Raw genomic sequence first — 18,591 nt, forward strand, 5'->3', positions numbered from 1 at the left:
TCCGCTAATGTGGCCCTTTGTTTGTTGAGCTCGAAAAATTTGTTATGACCCGTCTGTTTATTGCTGAAAAACCCAGCTTAGGCCGCGCGATTGCTGCCGCATTGCCCAATCCTCAAAAGAAAGAACAAGGCTTTATTCGCTGTGGCAATGGTGACATCGTGACGTGGTGTATTGGGCATTTGCTGGAGCAAGTTGAGCCAGATGCTTACGACGAACGTTATAAAAAATGGAACATGGCGGATTTGCCCATCATCCCTGAGCAATGGCAACTGCGCCCACGTCCATCGGCCAGTAAACAATTGACCGTGATTCGCAAGCTGCTAAAAGAAGCAAGTGAAGTGATCCATGCAGGCGACCCTGACAGAGAAGGGCAATTGCTGGTGGATGAAGTGCTGGATTACTGCAAACTGAGCCAAACCAAAAAAGCACAAACCCAGCGATTGTTGATCAGCGATCTCAACCTGCCTGCGGTTAAGCGTGCGTTGAATAGTCTGCGCAGCAATCGTGATTTCATCCCACTGTCGGTTTCTGCACTGGCGCGCTCACGGGCTGATTGGCTTTATGGCATGAATATGTCACGCGCTTACACTTTGCTGGGGCAAAAAGCAGGCTATCAAGGTGTGCTGTCTGTCGGACGAGTACAAACGCCGGTATTGGGGCTGGTGGTGCGCCGTGATGAGGAAATCGAGAATTTCGTTCCGCGTGATTTCTTCACTCTGCACGCGCTGATCCCTTATCAGAATGGCAGTGAACCGTTTGACATCAAAGCACGTTGGAAACCGAGCGACGCTTGCCAGCCTTGGCAAGACGAAGAAGGGCGAGTCTTGAGTCGTAAACTGGTGGAAAACGTTGCCAGTCGTATTGCCAATCAACCTGCTACCGTGACGGAATCGGAACACAAACAGACCAAGCAAGCACCGCCTTTGCCTTATTCACTGTCGGCGCTGCAAATTGATGCGGCTAAACGCTATGGTATGAGTGCACAACAGGTGCTGGATACGTGTCAGTCACTGTACGAAAAGCACAAACTGATCACCTACCCACGCTCGGATAACCGCTATCTGCCTAAAGAACATTATGCGCAAGCCGCCAGTGTCAGCCAAGCCATTGCCAATAATGCGAAAGAGCTGTCCGATGCGGTGAGTGGCGCTGATCTTTCTTTAAAATCTAAAGCGTGGAACGACAGCAAAGTCGAAGCTCACCACGCGATTATCCCCACGCCGAAACAAGCCAGTGTTAACGCACTGTCTGGTTACGAAATGAAGATCTATCAATTGATCGCCAGACAGTATTTGATGCAGTTCTATCCCGCCGCCACATACGCTGAAGCCAAACTGGTGTTTGAGATTGCTGGTGGTGTCTTTACTGCGAAAGGTCGCCAATTGACATTTGCTGGTTGGAAAGCACTCACGGGAGCAACAGAAAAAGAAGAGGACGGCGCGGATACCGTACCACCCCTTGCGAAAGGGACGGTGCTCACCTGCCGAGAAGGGGTAATTAAAGACTGTAAAACCGAGCCGCCAAAGCACTTTACCGAAGCGACCTTATTGCAGGCGATGACGGGAATTGCACGTTACGTCAGTGATAAAGAACTGAAAAAAATCTTAAGAGAGACCGACGGATTAGGCACGGAAGCGACCAGGGCGGGCATACTCGATACTCTGTTTAAACGTCAGTTACTCTCTCGACAAGGCAAAGCCATTCTTAGTACTCCAGCAGGGAGAGGGTTGATCCATGCGTTGCCACAAGAATCAACTTATCCGGATATGACGGCTCACTGGGAGCACCAATTGCAAGGCATGGCTGAACGCAACCAAGCCTACCAGCCATTTATGGCCGCCTTGCAACAGCGTATTTCGGAATTAATGCAGCAGGTCAAAACATCACCCGTACCGAGCTCGCTTCGTCAACTGCCACCAGTGGAGCGCCCAGCGTTTAAGCGCAAGAGACGCGCCAGTAGCAGCAAGAAAACGGCGTCAGCCACGACCCAAAAAAGAACCAACAAGTCGGCTTAAACCCCATGATGAGCATTCCTCTGATCTATCACCCAATCTACTCTCAGTTGCCCCTGCCAGAGGGGCATCGTTACCCGATCATGAAATATCACCATCTCTACCAAGCGGTGTGTCGATATCAGCAACAGCATCTCGAGTGGCAGCAGGCATTTGCTTTTTATCAGCCAGAAGCGTTATCGATTGAAGCCATCAAGCAAGTTCACCAACAAGAATATGTGGATCTGCTGACGACAGGCTTATTGCCTGCGGCGAAAATGCGCAGAATCGGTTTTCCTTGGAGTGAAAAACTGATTGAACGCACGTTAACCTCAACCGCCGGAACTGTGCTGACAGCGGAAAAAGCCTTACAACATGGCGTTGCGATTCATCTTAGTGGCGGCTATCACCATGCCCATTTCGACTATGGCAGCGGTTTTTGCTTGTTCAACGATCTCGTGATGGCAGCACACAACGCGCTGGAACACGCCAGCGTCGACAAAGTGTTGATCATCGATAGCGATGTGCATCATGGCGACGGGACGGCCACTTTATGCCAACGGCGCGACGACATTGTGACGCTTTCTTTCCATTGTGATAAGAACTTTCCTGCCCGTAAGCCGGACTCTGATCTCGATATTGGTTTGCCAAGAGAGTGTGGTGATGAGGCGTTTCTTGCGGCGTTTAAAGAGGTGGTTCCGATGGCAATACGTCTCCATCAACCGGATCTCATTATCTACGATGCCGGTGTCGACATTCATCATGAAGATGAGCTGGGATATCTCAACGTCTCCACCGACGCTTTGTATCAACGTGACGCTTTTCTCTTTGGGCAGGCCAAAGCCAATGCGATCCCGGTTGCCGCGGTGGTAGGTGGTGGATATCGCACGGATCATGAAGCGCTGGTGCCACTGCATTTGCAACTGCTCAACGCGGCGTTCGATGTGTATCGTTCTACACCAGATTGATGCATATTCGTGCCAAGATTTTTGCTCGAAAACGTTGTTTTGACAAAGTGTGCTATGCATCAACTTTCACTATAAATTTGAATTAATTAAATAAGCGTACGCTCATATGTTTAGTACGATGATGTTTTGCACAATAACGAGTGGAGATGGCCTTACTCTGAAGGTGGGCGTTAGGTCTTCGCACTCCTCGTTAACAAAAGCAAGCAATCAAAGGACAATGTCTTCGAAGGGCATTGAGCAAGGGAATGGCAATGATAACGATTTGTCCCGAAACGCTTCCCATTGGTTGGCTTTCAATCACTCAAGAAGGATGGATTGAAGCGTATAACCAGCAAGCACAATCTTGTGAGCTTTGGCATCAACCCTTGATGGTAGGGGAAGCACTCACGTGCGCTCACCCCAGTCGAACTTTTCATGAATGGGTAAAGCAGCTTTCCGAACAATCCCCGCCACTCAGCATCATGTCTGCCCACGCGACACATTGGACGCTCTCGGCTAGCCCAAGAGCGCAAGGTGGTTTCGATTTATGGTTACAAGAAGCCGTTTGTGATGATGCGCTCAGGGACGAAAATGCCCGCTTACGTCGTGACATTGAAAGACTCGACTTTGCGGCTCAAGGCGCGAATTTGGGCATTTGGGATTTCAATCCGTCAACGGGCTGTATCATTGGCAATAAAACGTGGGCGACACAGAAAAAACTCGATCCTAATCATTTGTTTGCTGATGATGCCCTGTTTTCTGAGATCATCAATGGCATCGTAAAATGGTCTGAAATCGTTCACCCTGATGACGTGGCTGAAACCACAGATAAGATTCAAGCCCATTTAGACGGTGAGACGGAGCTCTACCATGCCGAGTTTCGCGTACGTTGCGGTGATGGTCAGTGGAAATGGATTTTAGATCTTGGGCGAGTGTTCGAACGCGATCAAGATGGTGTCCCTGTGCGCATGAACGGCATCCATGTTGATATCGATAAACTCAAGCGCCTGCAACAGAGTCTTTCTGAAACCAAAGACAAAGCGGAAGTGGCAAACCGTGCAAAATCGATTTTTTTAGCCAACATGAGCCATGAGCTTCGCACACCGTTGAATGCCGTGTTGGGCTATACGCAGTTGATGAAGTGCGATCAACGCTTAACTGCAAAACACCACGAATATCTCGAAATCATTAACCGCTCTGGTGAGCACCTGTTATCGCTGATCAACGATGTGTTGGACATGTCAAAGATCGACGCTGGCCATAGTGTAGTAGAGCGCAAGTGGTTTAATTTCCGAGAAGTTTCTGAAGAGATTAATGACCTCATGCAGATGAAGGCAATGCAAAAGCAACTGACATTGCACTGCCGCGTTGAAGATTCAGTACCGCATTTTGTATTAGGTGATGTCGTGAAAACGCGACAAGTGCTGATCAACTTGCTGGGAAATGCGATTAAATTTACATATCGAGGCAATGTCCGTTTAAACATTGCCAGCGAGGCTTTGCAAAATGGCCAGCACAAAGTAACGTTTGAAGTGAGTGATTCGGGCATTGGTATTAGTGAAGAAAACCAAGAACGCGTCTTCCAACCTTTTGAGCAACTGGATTCTGATATTACGCAAAATGGCACAGGGCTGGGATTGAGCATCAGTAAGCAGTTTGTCGAATTGATGGGAGGCCAATTGGTGCTCAAAAGTGAGCTTCATCGAGGCTCTACTTTCTCATTCAGTCTTGTGATGGAAACCAGTGAGCATTTGGTTGAAAACAAGCCTGCGAATTTGCCCAGAGTCTTAGGGTTAAAAAGTGGTTCATTCAGTCCTAAGATTTTGATCGCAGAAGACCAGCTAGACAACCAGACGTTGCTTGCCACGCTTTTGCAGGAAGCGGGCTTTACCGTCAAACTGGCCAGAGACGGCGAAGAAGCGGTTGCTCTGCATAAGAGTTGGGGCCCTGATTTTATTTGGATGGATCGTCGTATGCCGAAAAAAGATGGCTTGCAAGCGACGAAAGAAATCCGTGCCGCCTCAGAGAACAGCCAGGTAAAAATTGTTGCCTTGACCGCCAGTGTCTTTAATGACGAGATAGAAGAGATGTTAGCGTCAGGTATGGACGATTTTGCGCGTAAGCCGTTTATGCCGCAAGATTTGTTTTACATGATGAAGAAGCATCTCGATCTCGAGTATGACTATGAACAGAGGCAAGACGAGGCAGAGAACACATCCTTCGATGACTTGGATCTGAGCTTTTTGGATGATTTAACCCACGAGTCGACTCAAGATATTGTTGAAGCGATAGAGCAAGGGCAGCAGCAGGAGCTCTATTACTTGTTCGAACAAACGATAGCGAACAGTGAGGTTCGCACCCGTCTAAACAGCTTGGTAGAGAACTATCAATTTGATGAGCTTTACGAGTTATTTCAAGAATAAAAAAGGGCATTGCGGGAAAAGCGTCGCAATGAAAGCAGATGAAAGTAGAACCATCGAATACGGAAATTTTGGTTGTTGATGATACCGTTGATAACGTCAAGCTTTTAAGTCAGTTGCTGCAAAACGAAGGTTATTTGGTGAAAGGCGCTTTGAGTGCCAAGAGTGCATTACGCATGTGCCAAAAAAAGAAACCTGATTTGATATTGCTCGACATCATGATGCCAGAGGTGGATGGCTATGAACTGTGTCGACAGCTAAAAAAGGATCCCTCGACACAAGATATCCCGGTGATCTTTCTCAGCGCCTTAGATCATGTTCAAGATAAAGTGCGCGCATTTCAGATCGGTGGTGTCGATTATATTCAAAAGCCTTTCGAGGTGATGGAAGTGTTGGCCAGAGTTCGCACTCATGCGGGTTTGGTGACATTGCAGCGCGCATTGATCGAACAAAATGAACAACTAAAAAGAATGGCGACCACCGATGCACTGACGGGATTGGTCAACCGCCGCTATCTTGCCGATATGGCGGGGAAAGTGTCAGGGAACTTTGCTCTGATTTTGTTTGATATCGATGATTTCAAGACTATCAATGACCAATATGGGCATCATGTCGGAGACGAAGTTTTAGTGAGAATCGCTGAGATTACTCGCAGAGTCATTGGGCAGCATGGTTACTGCGCAAGATGGGGTGGGGAGGAGTTCCTGATCTTACTGCCGAACTTTGATGCCAAACGTGCCTACGATCTGGCCGCTTGTATTCAAGATGAGTTCAATGAATCGAAGGGTACGCTGGGTGCTTACCACTTCACCGCAAGCTTCGGAGTCGCATGCAATCAAGGTGCACTCTCGTTTCATCACGTCATTCGCCAAGCTGATGCCGCAATGTATCAAGGCAAAAAGAGTGGCAAAAACCGTGTTGTATCAAGCAGCGCCATGGAGAGCCGCGAAATTTAAAGATGCGGCATTGCTAGTTAGGGCTAAAGTTGCTCTTCAATGGGTAAAATGCCAGCAAACCAAGCGCCGATTTTCCGCCATACCGTGGCTTCCGGTTCGGAATCAAACCAAACTTGAGATTGGTGATCAAACCAAGCCACTTCACCGTTTTTCATTCGCACCTGATAGGCATTGTTTTCTAAACCCATAGGCAATTTGGCTTCTGACGATTGAACATAATCAGGATGTTCGATCACCGCTGCCATTTCGGTGTTGAGCAAAGCCGAACGAGGATCCCAGTTCATGGAGCCGGCAAACAGCAATCGGTGGTCGATTAACAGCACTTTGGCATGTAGGCTTGAGCGGCTGCTGCCAGTGAAACTCCATTTGCTGTCGATTCTTGCGCTGGCTTTGGTTTCCCATAACTGAATGCCCGCTTCGACAAGATCTTGTCGATACTTGGCGTACCAGCCGTGAACAGCAAAGACGTCATTTGAGGCCAAGCTGTTGGTGACAATGGTGATTTCGACGCCGCGATGGGCCGCTTCTACCAAGGCTTGTGTGCCGCGTTCTGTTGGAACGAAATAGGGCGAGATAAGGACCAAGGAATCCTTCACGGTTCTTAACAGCGAAGTGAGGTTGTCTGCCAATTGTTGTTCTTGTGTGTCGACTTTGTCAGGCAGATCATACCAAACCTGCCCCTTACCCCAATACCAAACTAAACTCTTGTCGGTAAACTGTTGGTACAGTTGCAACTGAGTAAAGTCGTATCGCCCTTGAGTAAACTTTTGTTCTAGCTGGGTTTCTTTTAGCCAAGCTTGCAATTCCTCTTCGGTGACGGGAATGGGGTTGTCGGTGAGCCACTCAATTGGTACGACATGGAGACTGTTCCAATACAAATCAAATTGCTCGGCGGTCTGTTCAACGCTGTTGCCATAAAGCATCAAATCAAAATCCCCAAATTCGACTGGAGAGTTAACCGAAAAATACTCGTTACCGATGTTACGGCCACCAACAATGGCCACCACACTGTCTGCGGTGAGGGACTTATTGTGCATGCGCCGATTGAGTCGTGAAAAATCACTGGCCATCGCAAGCGTGCGTGCCGTTCGATATTGATGCGGGTTAAACAAGCGAATCTGAATGTTGGGATGAGCGCTTAATCGAGCCAATCCTTCATCGTTTCTTTTCTGCATATCATCGAGGAGAATTCTAACTCGAACCCCTCGTTGGGCAGCTTCAAATAAACGCCATGTCAGTAATTGTCCGGTTTCGTCATTACGGAAGATGTAGTACTGCAAATCGAGCGTTTTATCGGCTGCCTCGATTAACGCCAATCTCGCGAGAAGCGCATCATGCCCTTTGTCCAGAGGGAAAAAAGCGGTCAAGTTTTCTTTGTCTTGAGGATGATGGTTAAGATAGGCCGAAAGGCGAGAGTCGGCTTGGTAGCCCAGTTGGTAGCTCGGTTGCTTGTCGAACGGTGAGTGATTTTCGAGTGATGTACACGCGCAGAGCAACATCACAGAACAATACGTTAATGCTTTATGGATAAATATTCGCAACGGACCAAGCCCAAAAAATGGATTCTTCAGATATTTTGGAAGTGGCACGGCAGGCATGCAAGTCGCGTGAGGTTTAAATCCAGTAAAGCTCACGATATTGGAGGGAGAAACGATGCGGCCCAAGTGCGTGGCGCATCGTTTTATCATATGGACCTTGAGTGAGATTAAAGCGTTGCGCCATCCACCTTAATGACCACTTTACGCACGGGTGAGCCTTCGCCTTCTGGTGCGATAAGCGGACGATGGGGCTGCCCTGGCGGGAAAATAATGAACTCGTTTTCGCCGAGTGTCACAAACTTTTCATCCACAACATGGTGACTAAATGCCAAGTCGCGCTCTGCGAGATAGTCTTCATCCAATCCTGCAAACGGTAGCAAGCTGTAGCCAAACGTCTCTTTCCCGCTTAACAGAATTTGTACGTCGAGGTAGCGCTGGTGGCATTCTGATTTTCTTAACGCGAGCGGCTGAGTATGATCACTCATGACCAGAAAGAACGCGTTGTCGCCGTCCAACTCATGACGCCCATCTTCAATTGGCTCAGCCAGTTTAGCTAACACCTGCGCAATGATTTGCTTGAGATTTGAAGAGAGACAAGATGTAAAGGCGAGCTCTGTTGTTTTACCGACAAACACGGTGATTACCCCCAAAAAGAAAATAAAAGTCGCAAACCAGTTTTTACTGGCTTGCGACGATTTTACTGCTCGCGAAAGCGAACGCCAGTCATTTTTCAAAACGCTGTTTCTAAAATGAGATATTGTGCGTGCTTTGTTAGCCCGTCAATACGGTGTCTTCAGGGTATTTGATCAGGGTGGGTTCCGGCCTCGCCAGCATGTAAGCCAGCGTTAGTGGCCCAATTCGTCCGATGATCATCACCACGATCATGATGTACTTGCCCGGTTCCGAAAGCTCAGCGGTTAAGCCTGCCGTTAAACCGACCGTGGCAAATGCAGAGATGGTTTCAAACATCACTTTGTCAAACTGAGCTTGCTCGGTGATCATGAGTAAGAACATCGCCGTGGTAAGAATTGCGCCGCTGACCACAATGATTGCGAGAGATTTGGTCACAGTTGGCCAGTTCACGGTGCGCTGAAACATCACCACATGTTTCTTTTGACGCAAAAATGCCCAGGTCGCCATAAACGCGACGGCGAAGGTAGAGACTTTGATCCCGCCACCTGTAGAGGTTGAACCTGCACCAATTAGCATCAACACAATCATCACCAGTAGGGCTGGTTGCGTGAACTGGGCGAGGTCGACACTGTTGAATCCGGCTGTTCGCGCGCTGGCGGATTGGAAAAAGGCGGCAAGCCACTGCCCAGAAGTGCTTAACTCGCCCATCGTACTGGCATTGTGCTGTTCTAAGACGAAGAACAACAGCGTACCAATAATGAGCAGTGCAGGGGTGGCGACTAACATGATTTTGGTGTGCAAATGCAGGAAATGAAAACCGCGTCGCCAGTTCATCCACACGTCGCCCACCACAGTGAACCCCAAACCACCGAAAATAAACAGCGCAGCGAGGGTGAAGATGACCAGAGGATCGTCGACAAAGCTCATCATGCTGTCAGAAAAGAGCGCAAAGCCAGCATTGTTAAATGCAGAAATAGCGTGGAAAAGGGCATAAAACAGCCCGCTTTGCCAGCCCATTTCCGGCACCCAACGAAACGCCAATAACACAAAACCGATCAACTCTGCGACACAAGCGAAGATGACGATTTTTTTCACCAATCGACGCAGATTCACTTGTCGATCCTGCCCTAGCGCCTCTTTGGCTAACGCTTGCTGGCGAAGGCTCAGTTTCACACCAAACATATAAAGTAGCACGGCAGAAAGCGTCATTTGTCCCAAACCACCGATTTGCATCAGCAGCATCAGCAAGATTTTTCCTGCTAAGGTGAAGTGTTGACCGGTATCCACCACACCAAGTCCAGTCACACTAATGGCGGATGTTGCGGTAAAAAGCGCATCGGTTATCGACAAGCCTGAGACAGAAAAAACGGGCAATGTCAGCAGGATTGCGGAGGGTAATAGCACGGCCAAAAAACTAAGCAGAATGATGCGAGGCTCATTCCCTTTGCTCTGTTTCGATGCTTTATCGGCGAGGTAAAACAAGCCGTTGTTAGAAGAAAATGGATTCATAGTGAACTGAGTTTGTTTGCCAATGCATCTTGTGGGCCAACCAGAATGATCATGTCACCAATTTCGAGTTCGACATCTAACTCTGGAGCTTTGACCAGTTCGGGGCCACGTTTAAACCCAAGTACCTGCACGCCAGGGACTTTACACAAAGCCAACTCTCCGAGGGTTTTGCCCATTAAGCGTGAACCAACCACAAATTCAGTCATGGCCAAGCCGCTGCCAAGTGGATGAAATTCAAGAACGCGTTTGTCGAGCATCTTCCTTGCCACGCGGATCCCCATATCGCGCTCCGGCATGATGATGTGGTCTGCGCCGATTTTTTGCAAAACTCGAGCTTGGAACTTGTCGTTGGCTTTAACCCAAACGGATTTGACACCCGCTTCTTTGGCAATCAGAGTGGCTAAAATGCTGGAGTTCATATCCGCACCAATGGCGACCATCACCATGTCGTAGTCATCCAATTTCAGCTCTGCCATGGTCTCTTCATGTGTACAGTTGGCCACTAGAGCTTGAGTGACAAAACCAGCTGCTAGCTTGACGCGTTCTTCATTAACGTCGATGGCCAGTACTTGAGCACCGGAATCGGTCAATTCCTGACACACCGCAAGACCAAAACGACCTAAGCCAATCACGGCAAATTGTTTTTCAGCTCGTCTCATGAGCGCCTCTTAATCTATGGATTTCGGCAGAAAAGTCTGCGCCTAATTTCACTGCGGTGCAAATTTATTGATGAGAATTTGACAGAAGATTAACGGAAATTGTGCATAAAAACAGCGATGTTTCATGATGGCGCGGGTGATGCGTGAAGCAACATGCCTAAGATTGAACAGAATAAATACTTTTGCTGATTTGTGTGAGAAATGGTGTCTGAATTTACTTGGCAAAAGGAGAGATAACTAACTTGGATGCGGCAGAAACGAAAAGGGCCACTAATGTCTTAGTGGCCCTTTTACTAAAGTGGCGGAGAGATAGGGATTTGAACCCTAGGTACGCTATTAACGTACGCCGGTTTTCAAGACCGGTGCTTTCAACCACTCAGCCATCTCTCCAGTGCGGGCAAATATATAAGCCCGGAATTCGTTTGTAAAGCCCTATGAATGCTAAGTGAATAGAAAATCACCAACCAATAGCGGCTTAGTTACTTTTAGCGTAAAAACGCTGTAACTCAGTGAGCCCTTGCATCAAAACGGGCAGTTTCGGGCTGTCGTCGCGAACTCTCTGATAGTGGTTATCGTACAGTTTGAAATTACCGAATTTATCGATCACCGTGGTTTGACTTGGCGTGATCAGCGCGATTTCGCGGGTATCGCCTGCAAGGATCCAACGGCGTTTACTTTCATCAAACAAATTGCGACCGGAGCTGAAATCAGCCGGATTCGACGCGACCCCCATCAGGTCTTGAAGTAGGGTAACGGAAAGATCCAAATGACTGGTACTTTGGCCAAATTGCGCAGGCAGTTTTCCTGGCCAATGAATCACCATAGGTACCTGTAACTGGTAACGACTGTAGTTACTGTTTGCGCCCCAGCTGTTGGTTTGAGTTTCGTTAAACTCGCTGCCGTGATTTGAGGTGATGATCACCACGGTGTTATCGCTTAACTGCTGTTCATCTAGGGTCGCAAAAATACGTTGTAGCGTGCTGTCGGCTTGTCGCACTGCAACATCATAAGCTTGCTTGAATTTGTCGCTCGCGTTGGCCGTGGTTGGCAGCGAAGCGGTTTCAATATTATCGAGTTCAGTCACTTCGATGTAGCTGAACCAAGGCGATTTCGCTTGGTTTAATAACCATTCGTTCCACGCATCGACCGCTTGTGCATCGGAATGAGTCACCGCTTGTTCCGCGTTTTTTTCTGCTTCGATCTGCGTCGCTAAATTCTGATTACGGAAGATAACTTCACTATACAAAGGCTCGTTAAAGCCATTGCCGCTAAACAAACCAAATTGATAGCCCTGCTCTTGAAGGACTTTCAAAAAAATGGGGGCGGTACCTTGCGCTTTAATGCTGCTGGCATAGCTGGTCGGTAGGCCATAGAAGAGGCCAAAAATGCCGTAACCATCGTTACTTGAGCTGTAGTGGTTGGTAAACCATTGGTTGTTAGAGGTAAACTCAAACATATTTGGCATTTGTTCTGCCGATAGACGATCGCTGCGTAAATTATTTACGCTGATCATCAGTACATTGAGGTTGTTACCACGACGGTTGAACGTTAGCTGATCTAATGGGTAACGCACCAACTCGACGTTGTTTTCGTTCGCTTCCAAACGTTTTAGGTATTCATCACGATCCAGTAGGCCATGTTTTTCCATAAAGCTTTTCGCTGTCATTGGGTAAGACAACGGGAAGTTGGCTCTTTGGCTAGTCACTGGATTATAGAAATAAGCATCGGACCACATGTAGATCAGATGACTAACAATAAAGCAGACAAAGAAGACGGCAGCTAACGGGCGGCCAATATGTTTGTGTGCGAGTTTACGTTGTTTCTTCCACACCCATTCCGACAAGCCAAGTTGCAGGAAAAAAATCAGTGGAAGCACAATAAACAGATGCTGGAGATCGGCGCTGAGAGCCGATTTGTCATCACTAAAGAGCAACTCCCAAACCACGGGGGTTAGGTGCAGGTTGATGCTTTGATACGCTTGCGTATCGATCAGCAGCACCGTCAATCCTGTGGTCGCAAAAACCACAGAGGTTAAACGGAACAACCGTTGCGATGGCAATAAAAAAGTTAAAGGAAACAGAATCAGCAGGTATAAGGCAAACACCAAAAAGCCAAAATGACCAACCCAAGAGACAACCAGATAAAATTGCCCGAGTAGCGTTTCTGGCCAAGGGGACTGGGTGATATAACGCGTACCAATCAACATCGCAGCAATGATATTGAAAAATGCGAACCAGTGACCCCATCCAACTAATCTGGATACGCGCTCGCCGTATGAGTTTCCGCTGTCAACCATGTCTGATTCTGTTATCCGTTATTAGTGAGTTTTTGGTTCTTGTAAAGAAGAGATCAGTGCCTGTGCAAACTTTTCAGCAATTAGCTTACGTTGAGAAGCGGCAACTTGTTGATTCAGAACGTTTGTTGCGATGTTTCCGGCAATCATCAGTGATAATTCTGGTGTTGCACCGTGCTTATCAAGCACTGCTCCAATCTCAGTAAGAATGGTTTCTACTTGTTCGTCTGTGTATTTCGATGTAATCGGCATAAAAACTCTAATAATGATAGTAAAAGCGGCCTATGATAACCTACAATGCCTCGCAACTAAAACCTTGAAGCAAGATAAAATACTATGAGTCTGCATCTTTCAAACGTTATTCTGCATCAGCTTAGTAAAAATGATCAGGATGAGCTAATGGTAAACTACCGTTCTGAGTCCCTGGTCAATGATTCTTCTACAGAAAATCTGGTCGCTGAGCTGCACCGCGTGTTTCATTCCAAAGCAGGAAAAGGCTTTGGTTGTTTTCAATCTGACAGCGAATTTCAGATTTGGCTCAATGAATTACAACGTGGCGAACTGGATTTTTATGATTTCTCACAAAAATGCGCCGTAAGACTGAAAGAAGAGTTAGCAAAATACCCGTTTGCGGACGAAGGTATTCTTGTGTTTGCGGAGTACCAAAGCCTAGCGACCGATTATTTGTTTGTGGGTATATTGCCGCTGAATCAAAGTTTGAAAGTGACAGAAGGGTTGGACATCAGCGCAACCGATTATTTGGATATCAATAAGATGGACATCGCTGCGCGTATTGATTTATCGGTGTACGAAGCAGATAAAGATTCCAACCGTTATCTCTCGTACATTAAGGGCCGAGTTGGCCGTAAAGTGGCGGATTTCTTCCTCGATTTCTTGCAAGCGGAAGTGGGCCTAGACAGCAAGCAGCAAAACCAAGTGTTGATGCAAGCGCTCGATGATTTCTGTACCGATGCAAAGTTGGAAAAACAAGAAGTCAACGAGTACAAGAAGCAAGTCTATGAATACTGTAATGGCCAGATCAAAGCAGGCGAAGAAGTGGAAATTCGCGAGCTTTCTGGCGAGTTACCACCAAGCCCATCTGGCGCGAGCTTCTTAGAATTTACGCAAGAACAAGGCTATGGTTTGGAAGAGAGTTTTCCTGCCGATCGTGGCTTAGTGCGCAAGTTGACTAAGTATGTTGGGGCAGGTGGTGGTCTTAACGTGAGCTTCGACAGTTTGCTGTTGGGTGAGCGCATTTTCTACGATCCAGAGACCGATACGCTGACGATCAAAGGCACGCCGCCAAATCTGCGTGACCAACTGACGCGAAATCGATAATACAAATGAAGAAAGAGAGCGAGATGCTCTCTTTTTTTGTGACTTCACATTACCCTAGCGGATTGTGTTATAAGCTTATGAAAGCAACTTGGAATCTCTGTGCAAGGATGGAGCATGGTTCGATTGAGTAATAAATGGGTATTTCGCTATTCTTTGGGTCTTGCCTTGGTGTGGTTGTGCTCTGTCGCGTTTGTTTGGATGCAAATCACCAACATGCGTGCTGCGGTCGATGCCGTAGAGGAAGTGGGGAACAAAATTGAAGAAGTGCACGCGGCGTTTTCTTACAAGCGTGAACAAAGAATTCAAAAGTTAGATGAAATTTCGCTGAATGTGCAATTGATTTATGCGTTACGTATTCAGCTCGAAGCAACCTATGTACACTCGTTTTTTGCCCCTGATATTACGCAGTTTTTGCACGTCACCGATCGCTACGTAGACAGCGTAAAAACCATTTTGCAAATCGACAGCCGCTTGTCAGACTTGGTTGCTGAGGTGCGTCGCCAACGTCTTCAGCAAACGCATGCGGATTCCATTCTCTCCTTTGCTTTACTTGGCTCGTATATTTCCGAGGCCACGTTAAGTAACAGCACGCGCTTAAGCCCAGTATTTAAAGATATCGATAACTTAGTGTTGTTATCGAATGATCTTGAAGAAGCGCAACGTGTGCCGTTACAAAAGTTGTTGGCCCAATCGGCGGTGGTACTTGGGCAAAATGCCGAAGTGAACCATCTGGTCAATCAAGTCAGTACCCACGAAGTGTACGCCCAGCAATCTTGGTTAGAAGAGCAGTATCACCATATTGTTTTGCAATCCATCGTGATTGTGATTGCGGTGAGTGGGCTCTGTTTTCTGGGTTTGTTGTGGTTACTGTACTGGGGCAATACGTTAGTGAAGTCGCCACAACAATCGGCAGAGAATGAGGTGTTGTGCGTTCCAACAGAAACCTTGAATGAACGATTGTCATCCGAAGCGGAGCAAACCGCGGAAAGGCCAGAGCAACCAAGCCGTCAAAGTGACACATCTCTGGTTGAGCAGGGCAAAGAGATAGATAGAAACCGTTCCGTTTCCACCACGACAGTACCGCATGGGAATGAAGAACTGCCGCCGATTAAAATCGATTTGATGATGGACTCTTTATCTGGAGATGAAGAATCGGTGCAGATGTTATTGAGCGTGTTTGTCCAAGATCATGCAGATGAGCACAGCAATTTTGTTGCAACCTATCGCGATGATCCCGAAACCGCACAGCGCATTGTTCACAGCCTGAAAGGGGTCGCTGCCAGCCTTGGTGCAGATGCTTTACGTAAAGTGGCGATGGAGATTGAATCCAGCATGAAGCATGGCCATGAACCGACAGAGCAACAATTGCAGCAACTGAAAGAGTGCATTGATAAAACCGTGGCTTACGCGCAACGCATTCTCAATCGCGAGATTGTCATCTCATCATAAGATGCTGATATTTCTCTGACTTATACTGGTTATATTCGTCATCCTTTTCTTTTTGTAGTGGTTATAGCAATGACTCGCTCAACGATGGTCGCTTTTTACAAAAGTTTTTGTTTGCCTATTTTGGTGCTAATGAGTTTGTCGGGATGCTCGTTATTAGAGGTGAAGCTGGATAGCCAAGTCACCCCGTTGACTCAGCAAGAGCTGAATACTCGTTTACATACGCGTGAATACGCATTGCAATTTTTTACCCAAGTCGAGCAAACGGCGGATACGCTTAAAAGTGGCTATCCTGCGACGGATACTCTGCACCAGTCCTATATTTTGTTGTGGAAAATCAATGCAGAGGAAGGTCTAGCACGGGCTGCGTATCAGGTTTCACCCACTGCGGCGCTGATCGACAGTTGGGTGTTTACTCAGCAGATGACAGACTATTTTTCTCAAGGGCCGGGTCGCGAGCAGTTTGAATCGACTCTCGCCTCAGATGCATCACAAGCTTTACTGACACAAGTGGAACAGTTGGCGAGTGTTCTATTGAAGAACAGTTCGTACAAGAGCAGCCAGCAATTTGTTCGCGAGTTTGCCACGCAACATCCATTTACCGATCTCAAATTTAATCCCACACCAGCTTACCGCGCTTGGCTAAAAGCCAATGATATTAACGAAGATGAGGCGATAACCACGCTAGGTACCATGCCGGAAGCTTTAGGCGATGTCTCCGATCGCCTCAGTTTGATTTCAGAGCAAACGCCGAAGATCATGAGTTGGAAAGCGGAGCTTATTGCCCTTAATAGCAGCATCAGTGGCGAAGATTTGTCACAAACCTTGGCCTCCATGAAGGCCACTTCTGAGGCCTTTCAAGATTTCGTGAAGAATAACCCAGAATACATGAAGAACTTGGCGGAGCAGATGGCCATAGAGTTGCAGCCGCTGGTGGCTGATATTGACCAAAAAACCTCGCGTCAGATGAGTAAACTCGATGAACAAAGGGCGGCGTTGGAAGCCATGGTTGCACGCGAGAGGGTTGAGCTGTTTGCGATGATAGAGCGTGAAAGAGAAGCGTTGAATAAGATGGTGACGCAAGAGCGAGTGAGCTTTACTCAAGACATGGATACGCTCTCACAAGATGTGGTCGCGCTGGCGATGGATAAGTTGGTTGAGCTGATCAAAAGCGTGATTATTTACTTTGTTCTGTTTATCGCTGTAATTTTCTTTGCTCCGCTTGGCTTAGGTTATGCACTCGGAAAGAGAGCACAAAGAAAGAGCAATTAGCCAAAGGGCTGGCCGTTGGCGCAACGAATGCTGCTGAAACGACAAACAAAAAAGCGTAGCTCGAGGGCTACGCTTTTTTATTGAGTGGCGGAGGTTAAGCGGTTTGTTGTCTTGTCTCTGCCAGTGTTTCTTCTTCGCTCGCTTGCGCGGTTGGCTCGCACTTGTCGACAAACCAACCCATGTAGGAGGTGAAAATCGTCACTGCGATACAGACAAAGCTCAACCACATGAACGGTGCGTAAGATAACGTCGCCACCCCTAAGATGCTCGCCATGTAAATGCCGTTATCACTCCAAGGCACCATACCGGATGTTAGCGTGCCGCCAAACTCGGCATTTCGTGACAGATTCTTACGTTTGTAACCTAGGCGATCGTAGTTTTTCGCACAAATCTTTGGTGTCAGAATCAGTGAAACGTACATCGCTGAACCGAACACGTTACCCATAAACGCTGTACCAATTGTGCTGGTTGCGAGAGAACCTGCATTTTGCACGCGACGCTCAAACAGTTTCGCGATGGTTTCTAGCACGCCAACTTTATCCAGTAGACCACCAAAACCAAGACCAAACACGATCACGGCCACCGAGCCCAGCATGGAGGACATGCCACCACGGTTTAGGATGGAATCAATGAAATCGACGCCTGAAGAAATCGCAAACGGTGCCCAAGCAGTATTGAACGCGGTTAGGAAATCCACATCTTGGATCATCACGGCCCAAATAATACCCAGTAGAGAACCAAAGCTGATGACTGGGAATGAAGGCATGCGCATGGCAAGTAGCGCCAATACGATAATGACAGGAACAAACGAGTAAGGCGTGATGTAGAACTGCTGATCCATCGCTTTAATCACAGATTCCACTTGGCTCATGTCAACATTACCTGCGTAATGGAAGCCAAATGCTGTGAACATAATGCCGGTAATGATGTAGCTGATCAGAGCGATAGGCAGCATGCCTTTGATGTGCTCCATGACTTCCACGTTCGACATCGAAGAAGCAAGGATCACTGAATCTGAAAGCGGAGACATTTTGTCACCGAAGTAACAGCCTGATAGTACCGCACCTGCGGTGATCGGTGCTGGTACGCCAAGGCCTTGGCCAATCCCCATCATTGCGATACCTGCGGTACCTGCTGCGCCCCAAGAGGTGCCTGTTGCAAGTGCTGTTAGGGAGCAAATGATCATAGTGGCTAAAAGGAAGATAGAAGGATGTATTGCCTTCAGACCATAGTAAATAATAGTGGGTACGATACCGCCGGAGATCCAGGTACCAACCAATGCGCCAACGGCTAATAGAATAAGAACAGCGCCTAAACCATTCGAAATTCCGTTTAATGCCGCTTTTTCCAGGTCTTTATACTGATGACCTAGACGTAAGCCCAACACCATAATAATGAACCAGCCGATATAAAGTGCTAGCTGAATAGGTAGATCTAATTTCGCGGTAAACGAAAAAGCCAAAAGTAAAAACAATCCCAGTGAAATGAGCACTTGGGGAAGACTTGGTAAGCGAGTAATTTCCTGCTTCATATATTCCTCTGATAAATGTCGGAGCGTTAGAGGGATTACGCCCCCGTATGTTTAGGAT

Annotated in this window: 14 protein-coding genes and 1 tRNA gene; 7 read left to right on the plus strand and 8 right to left on the minus strand. The window is 47.5% G+C overall.

All coding sequences use genetic code 11. The features are described from left to right. The first annotated feature begins 44 nt into the window (after window positions 1-44). The 4 genes from PQQ36_RS15765 (at window position 45) to PQQ36_RS15780 (ending at window position 6,314) form a co-directional block, all read left to right on the plus strand. Window positions 45-2,015 (plus strand): DNA topoisomerase III, encoded by a 1,971-nt coding sequence (locus PQQ36_RS15765; RefSeq protein ID WP_053542235.1) that lies wholly within the window; start codon window positions 45-47, stop codon window positions 2,013-2,015. 5 nt (window positions 2,016-2,020) lie between these two features. Then, window positions 2,021-2,959 (plus strand): histone deacetylase family protein, encoded by a 939-nt coding sequence (locus tag PQQ36_RS15770; RefSeq protein WP_045623490.1) that lies wholly within the window; start codon window positions 2,021-2,023, stop codon window positions 2,957-2,959. Window positions 2,960-3,210: 251 nt separating this feature from the next. Then, the gene (locus PQQ36_RS15775; RefSeq protein WP_228510323.1) at window positions 3,211-5,361 is read left to right on the plus strand and encodes a PAS domain-containing hybrid sensor histidine kinase/response regulator; all 2,151 of its coding nucleotides are present in this window, start codon (window positions 3,211-3,213) and stop codon (window positions 5,359-5,361) included. A 38-nt stretch (window positions 5,362-5,399) separates the two neighbouring features. Continuing rightward, complete coding sequence (locus PQQ36_RS15780; protein WP_011080927.1) at window positions 5,400-6,314, plus strand: diguanylate cyclase; 915 nt, start codon at window positions 5,400-5,402, stop codon at window positions 6,312-6,314. A gap of 23 nt (window positions 6,315-6,337) precedes the next feature. Here PQQ36_RS15780 and PQQ36_RS15785 read toward each other — a convergent pair whose 3' ends face one another. The 7 genes from PQQ36_RS15785 to PQQ36_RS15815 form a co-directional block, all read right to left on the minus strand. Then, window positions 6,338-7,813, minus strand: a complete 1,476-nt coding sequence (locus tag PQQ36_RS15785) for a phospholipase D family protein (protein WP_263143060.1) — start codon at window positions 7,811-7,813, stop codon at window positions 6,338-6,340. Window positions 7,814-8,019: 206 nt separating this feature from the next. Then, window positions 8,020-8,487 carry a YhcH/YjgK/YiaL family protein gene (locus tag PQQ36_RS15790; protein ID WP_053542234.1) on the minus strand — a complete coding sequence of 156 codons (468 nt, stop codon included), beginning with the start codon at window positions 8,485-8,487 and terminating at the stop codon, window positions 8,020-8,022. Window positions 8,488-8,623: 136 nt separating this feature from the next. Continuing rightward, window positions 8,624-9,994: a TrkH family potassium uptake protein gene (locus PQQ36_RS15795; protein ID WP_053542215.1), complete on the minus strand. Its 1,371-nt coding sequence runs from the start codon at window positions 9,992-9,994 to the stop codon at window positions 8,624-8,626. After that, window positions 9,991-10,653, minus strand: a complete 663-nt coding sequence (locus PQQ36_RS15800; RefSeq protein ID WP_011080923.1) for a potassium channel family protein — start codon at window positions 10,651-10,653, stop codon at window positions 9,991-9,993. Before PQQ36_RS15800 ends, PQQ36_RS15795 begins: the two co-directional genes overlap by 4 nt. 299 nt (window positions 10,654-10,952) lie before the next feature. Continuing rightward, a tRNA-Ser gene (locus PQQ36_RS15805) sits at window positions 10,953-11,043 on the minus strand. 85 nt (window positions 11,044-11,128) lie between these two features. Next, on the minus strand, window positions 11,129-12,949 hold the full coding sequence (locus PQQ36_RS15810; protein WP_273661776.1) for a DUF3413 domain-containing protein: 1,821 nt from the start codon (window positions 12,947-12,949) through the stop codon (window positions 11,129-11,131). Between the two features lie 21 nt (window positions 12,950-12,970). After that, entirely contained in the window at window positions 12,971-13,198 is a 228-nt protein-coding gene (locus PQQ36_RS15815) for a YejL family protein (protein ID WP_011080921.1), read from the minus strand. A gap of 84 nt (window positions 13,199-13,282) precedes the next feature. Between PQQ36_RS15815 and yejK the strand changes: the two genes are divergently transcribed. The 3 genes from yejK (at window position 13,283) to PQQ36_RS15830 (ending at window position 17,002) form a co-directional block, all read left to right on the plus strand. Further along, complete coding sequence (yejK, locus tag PQQ36_RS15820) at window positions 13,283-14,284, plus strand: nucleoid-associated protein YejK (protein ID WP_017428848.1); 1,002 nt, start codon at window positions 13,283-13,285, stop codon at window positions 14,282-14,284. A 114-nt stretch (window positions 14,285-14,398) separates the two neighbouring features. Beyond that, window positions 14,399-15,733 (plus strand): Hpt domain-containing protein, encoded by a 1,335-nt coding sequence (locus PQQ36_RS15825; RefSeq protein WP_043877109.1) that lies wholly within the window; start codon window positions 14,399-14,401, stop codon window positions 15,731-15,733. A 57-nt stretch (window positions 15,734-15,790) separates the two neighbouring features. After that, a complete protein-coding gene (locus PQQ36_RS15830) occupies window positions 15,791-17,002 on the plus strand; it encodes a chemotaxis protein (protein WP_080557500.1) in 1,212 nt (403 codons plus the stop codon). Window positions 17,003-17,096: 94 nt separating this feature from the next. Here PQQ36_RS15830 and nhaC read toward each other — a convergent pair whose 3' ends face one another. Then, a complete protein-coding gene (nhaC, locus tag PQQ36_RS15835) occupies window positions 17,097-18,533 on the minus strand; it encodes a Na+/H+ antiporter NhaC (protein WP_011080917.1) in 1,437 nt (478 codons plus the stop codon). Window positions 18,534-18,591: the final 58 nt, after the last annotated feature.

The organism is Vibrio sp. CCUG 15886 (assembly GCF_028570825.1).
Classification (GTDB): Bacteria; Pseudomonadota; Gammaproteobacteria; order Enterobacterales; family Vibrionaceae; genus Vibrio; species Vibrio vulnificus_B.

What these genes read in the sequence shown, in the direction of transcription:
- PQQ36_RS15795 (WP_053542215.1), bottom strand. Translation starts at nt 9,994, where the DNA reads ATGAATCCATTTTCTTCTAACAACGGCTTGTTTTACCTCGCCGATAAA.
- PQQ36_RS15780 (WP_011080927.1), top strand. Translation starts at nt 5,400, where the DNA reads ATGAAAGTAGAACCATCGAATACGGAAATTTTGGTTGTTGATGATACC.
- PQQ36_RS15810 (WP_273661776.1), bottom strand. Translation starts at nt 12,949, where the DNA reads ATGGTTGACAGCGGAAACTCATACGGCGAGCGCGTATCCAGATTAGTT.
- PQQ36_RS15815 (WP_011080921.1), bottom strand. Translation starts at nt 13,198, where the DNA reads ATGCCGATTACATCGAAATACACAGACGAACAAGTAGAAACCATTCTT.
- yejK (WP_017428848.1), top strand. Translation starts at nt 13,283, where the DNA reads ATGAGTCTGCATCTTTCAAACGTTATTCTGCATCAGCTTAGTAAAAAT.
- PQQ36_RS15775 (WP_228510323.1), top strand. Translation starts at nt 3,211, where the DNA reads ATGATAACGATTTGTCCCGAAACGCTTCCCATTGGTTGGCTTTCAATC.
- PQQ36_RS15785 (WP_263143060.1), bottom strand. Translation starts at nt 7,813, where the DNA reads ATGTTGCTCTGCGCGTGTACATCACTCGAAAATCACTCACCGTTCGAC.
- nhaC (WP_011080917.1), bottom strand. Translation starts at nt 18,533, where the DNA reads ATGAAGCAGGAAATTACTCGCTTACCAAGTCTTCCCCAAGTGCTCATT.
- PQQ36_RS15825 (WP_043877109.1), top strand. Translation starts at nt 14,399, where the DNA reads ATGGTTCGATTGAGTAATAAATGGGTATTTCGCTATTCTTTGGGTCTT.
- PQQ36_RS15800 (WP_011080923.1), bottom strand. Translation starts at nt 10,653, where the DNA reads ATGAGACGAGCTGAAAAACAATTTGCCGTGATTGGCTTAGGTCGTTTT.
- PQQ36_RS15770 (WP_045623490.1), top strand. Translation starts at nt 2,021, where the DNA reads ATGATGAGCATTCCTCTGATCTATCACCCAATCTACTCTCAGTTGCCC.
- PQQ36_RS15765 (WP_053542235.1), top strand. Translation starts at nt 45, where the DNA reads ATGACCCGTCTGTTTATTGCTGAAAAACCCAGCTTAGGCCGCGCGATT.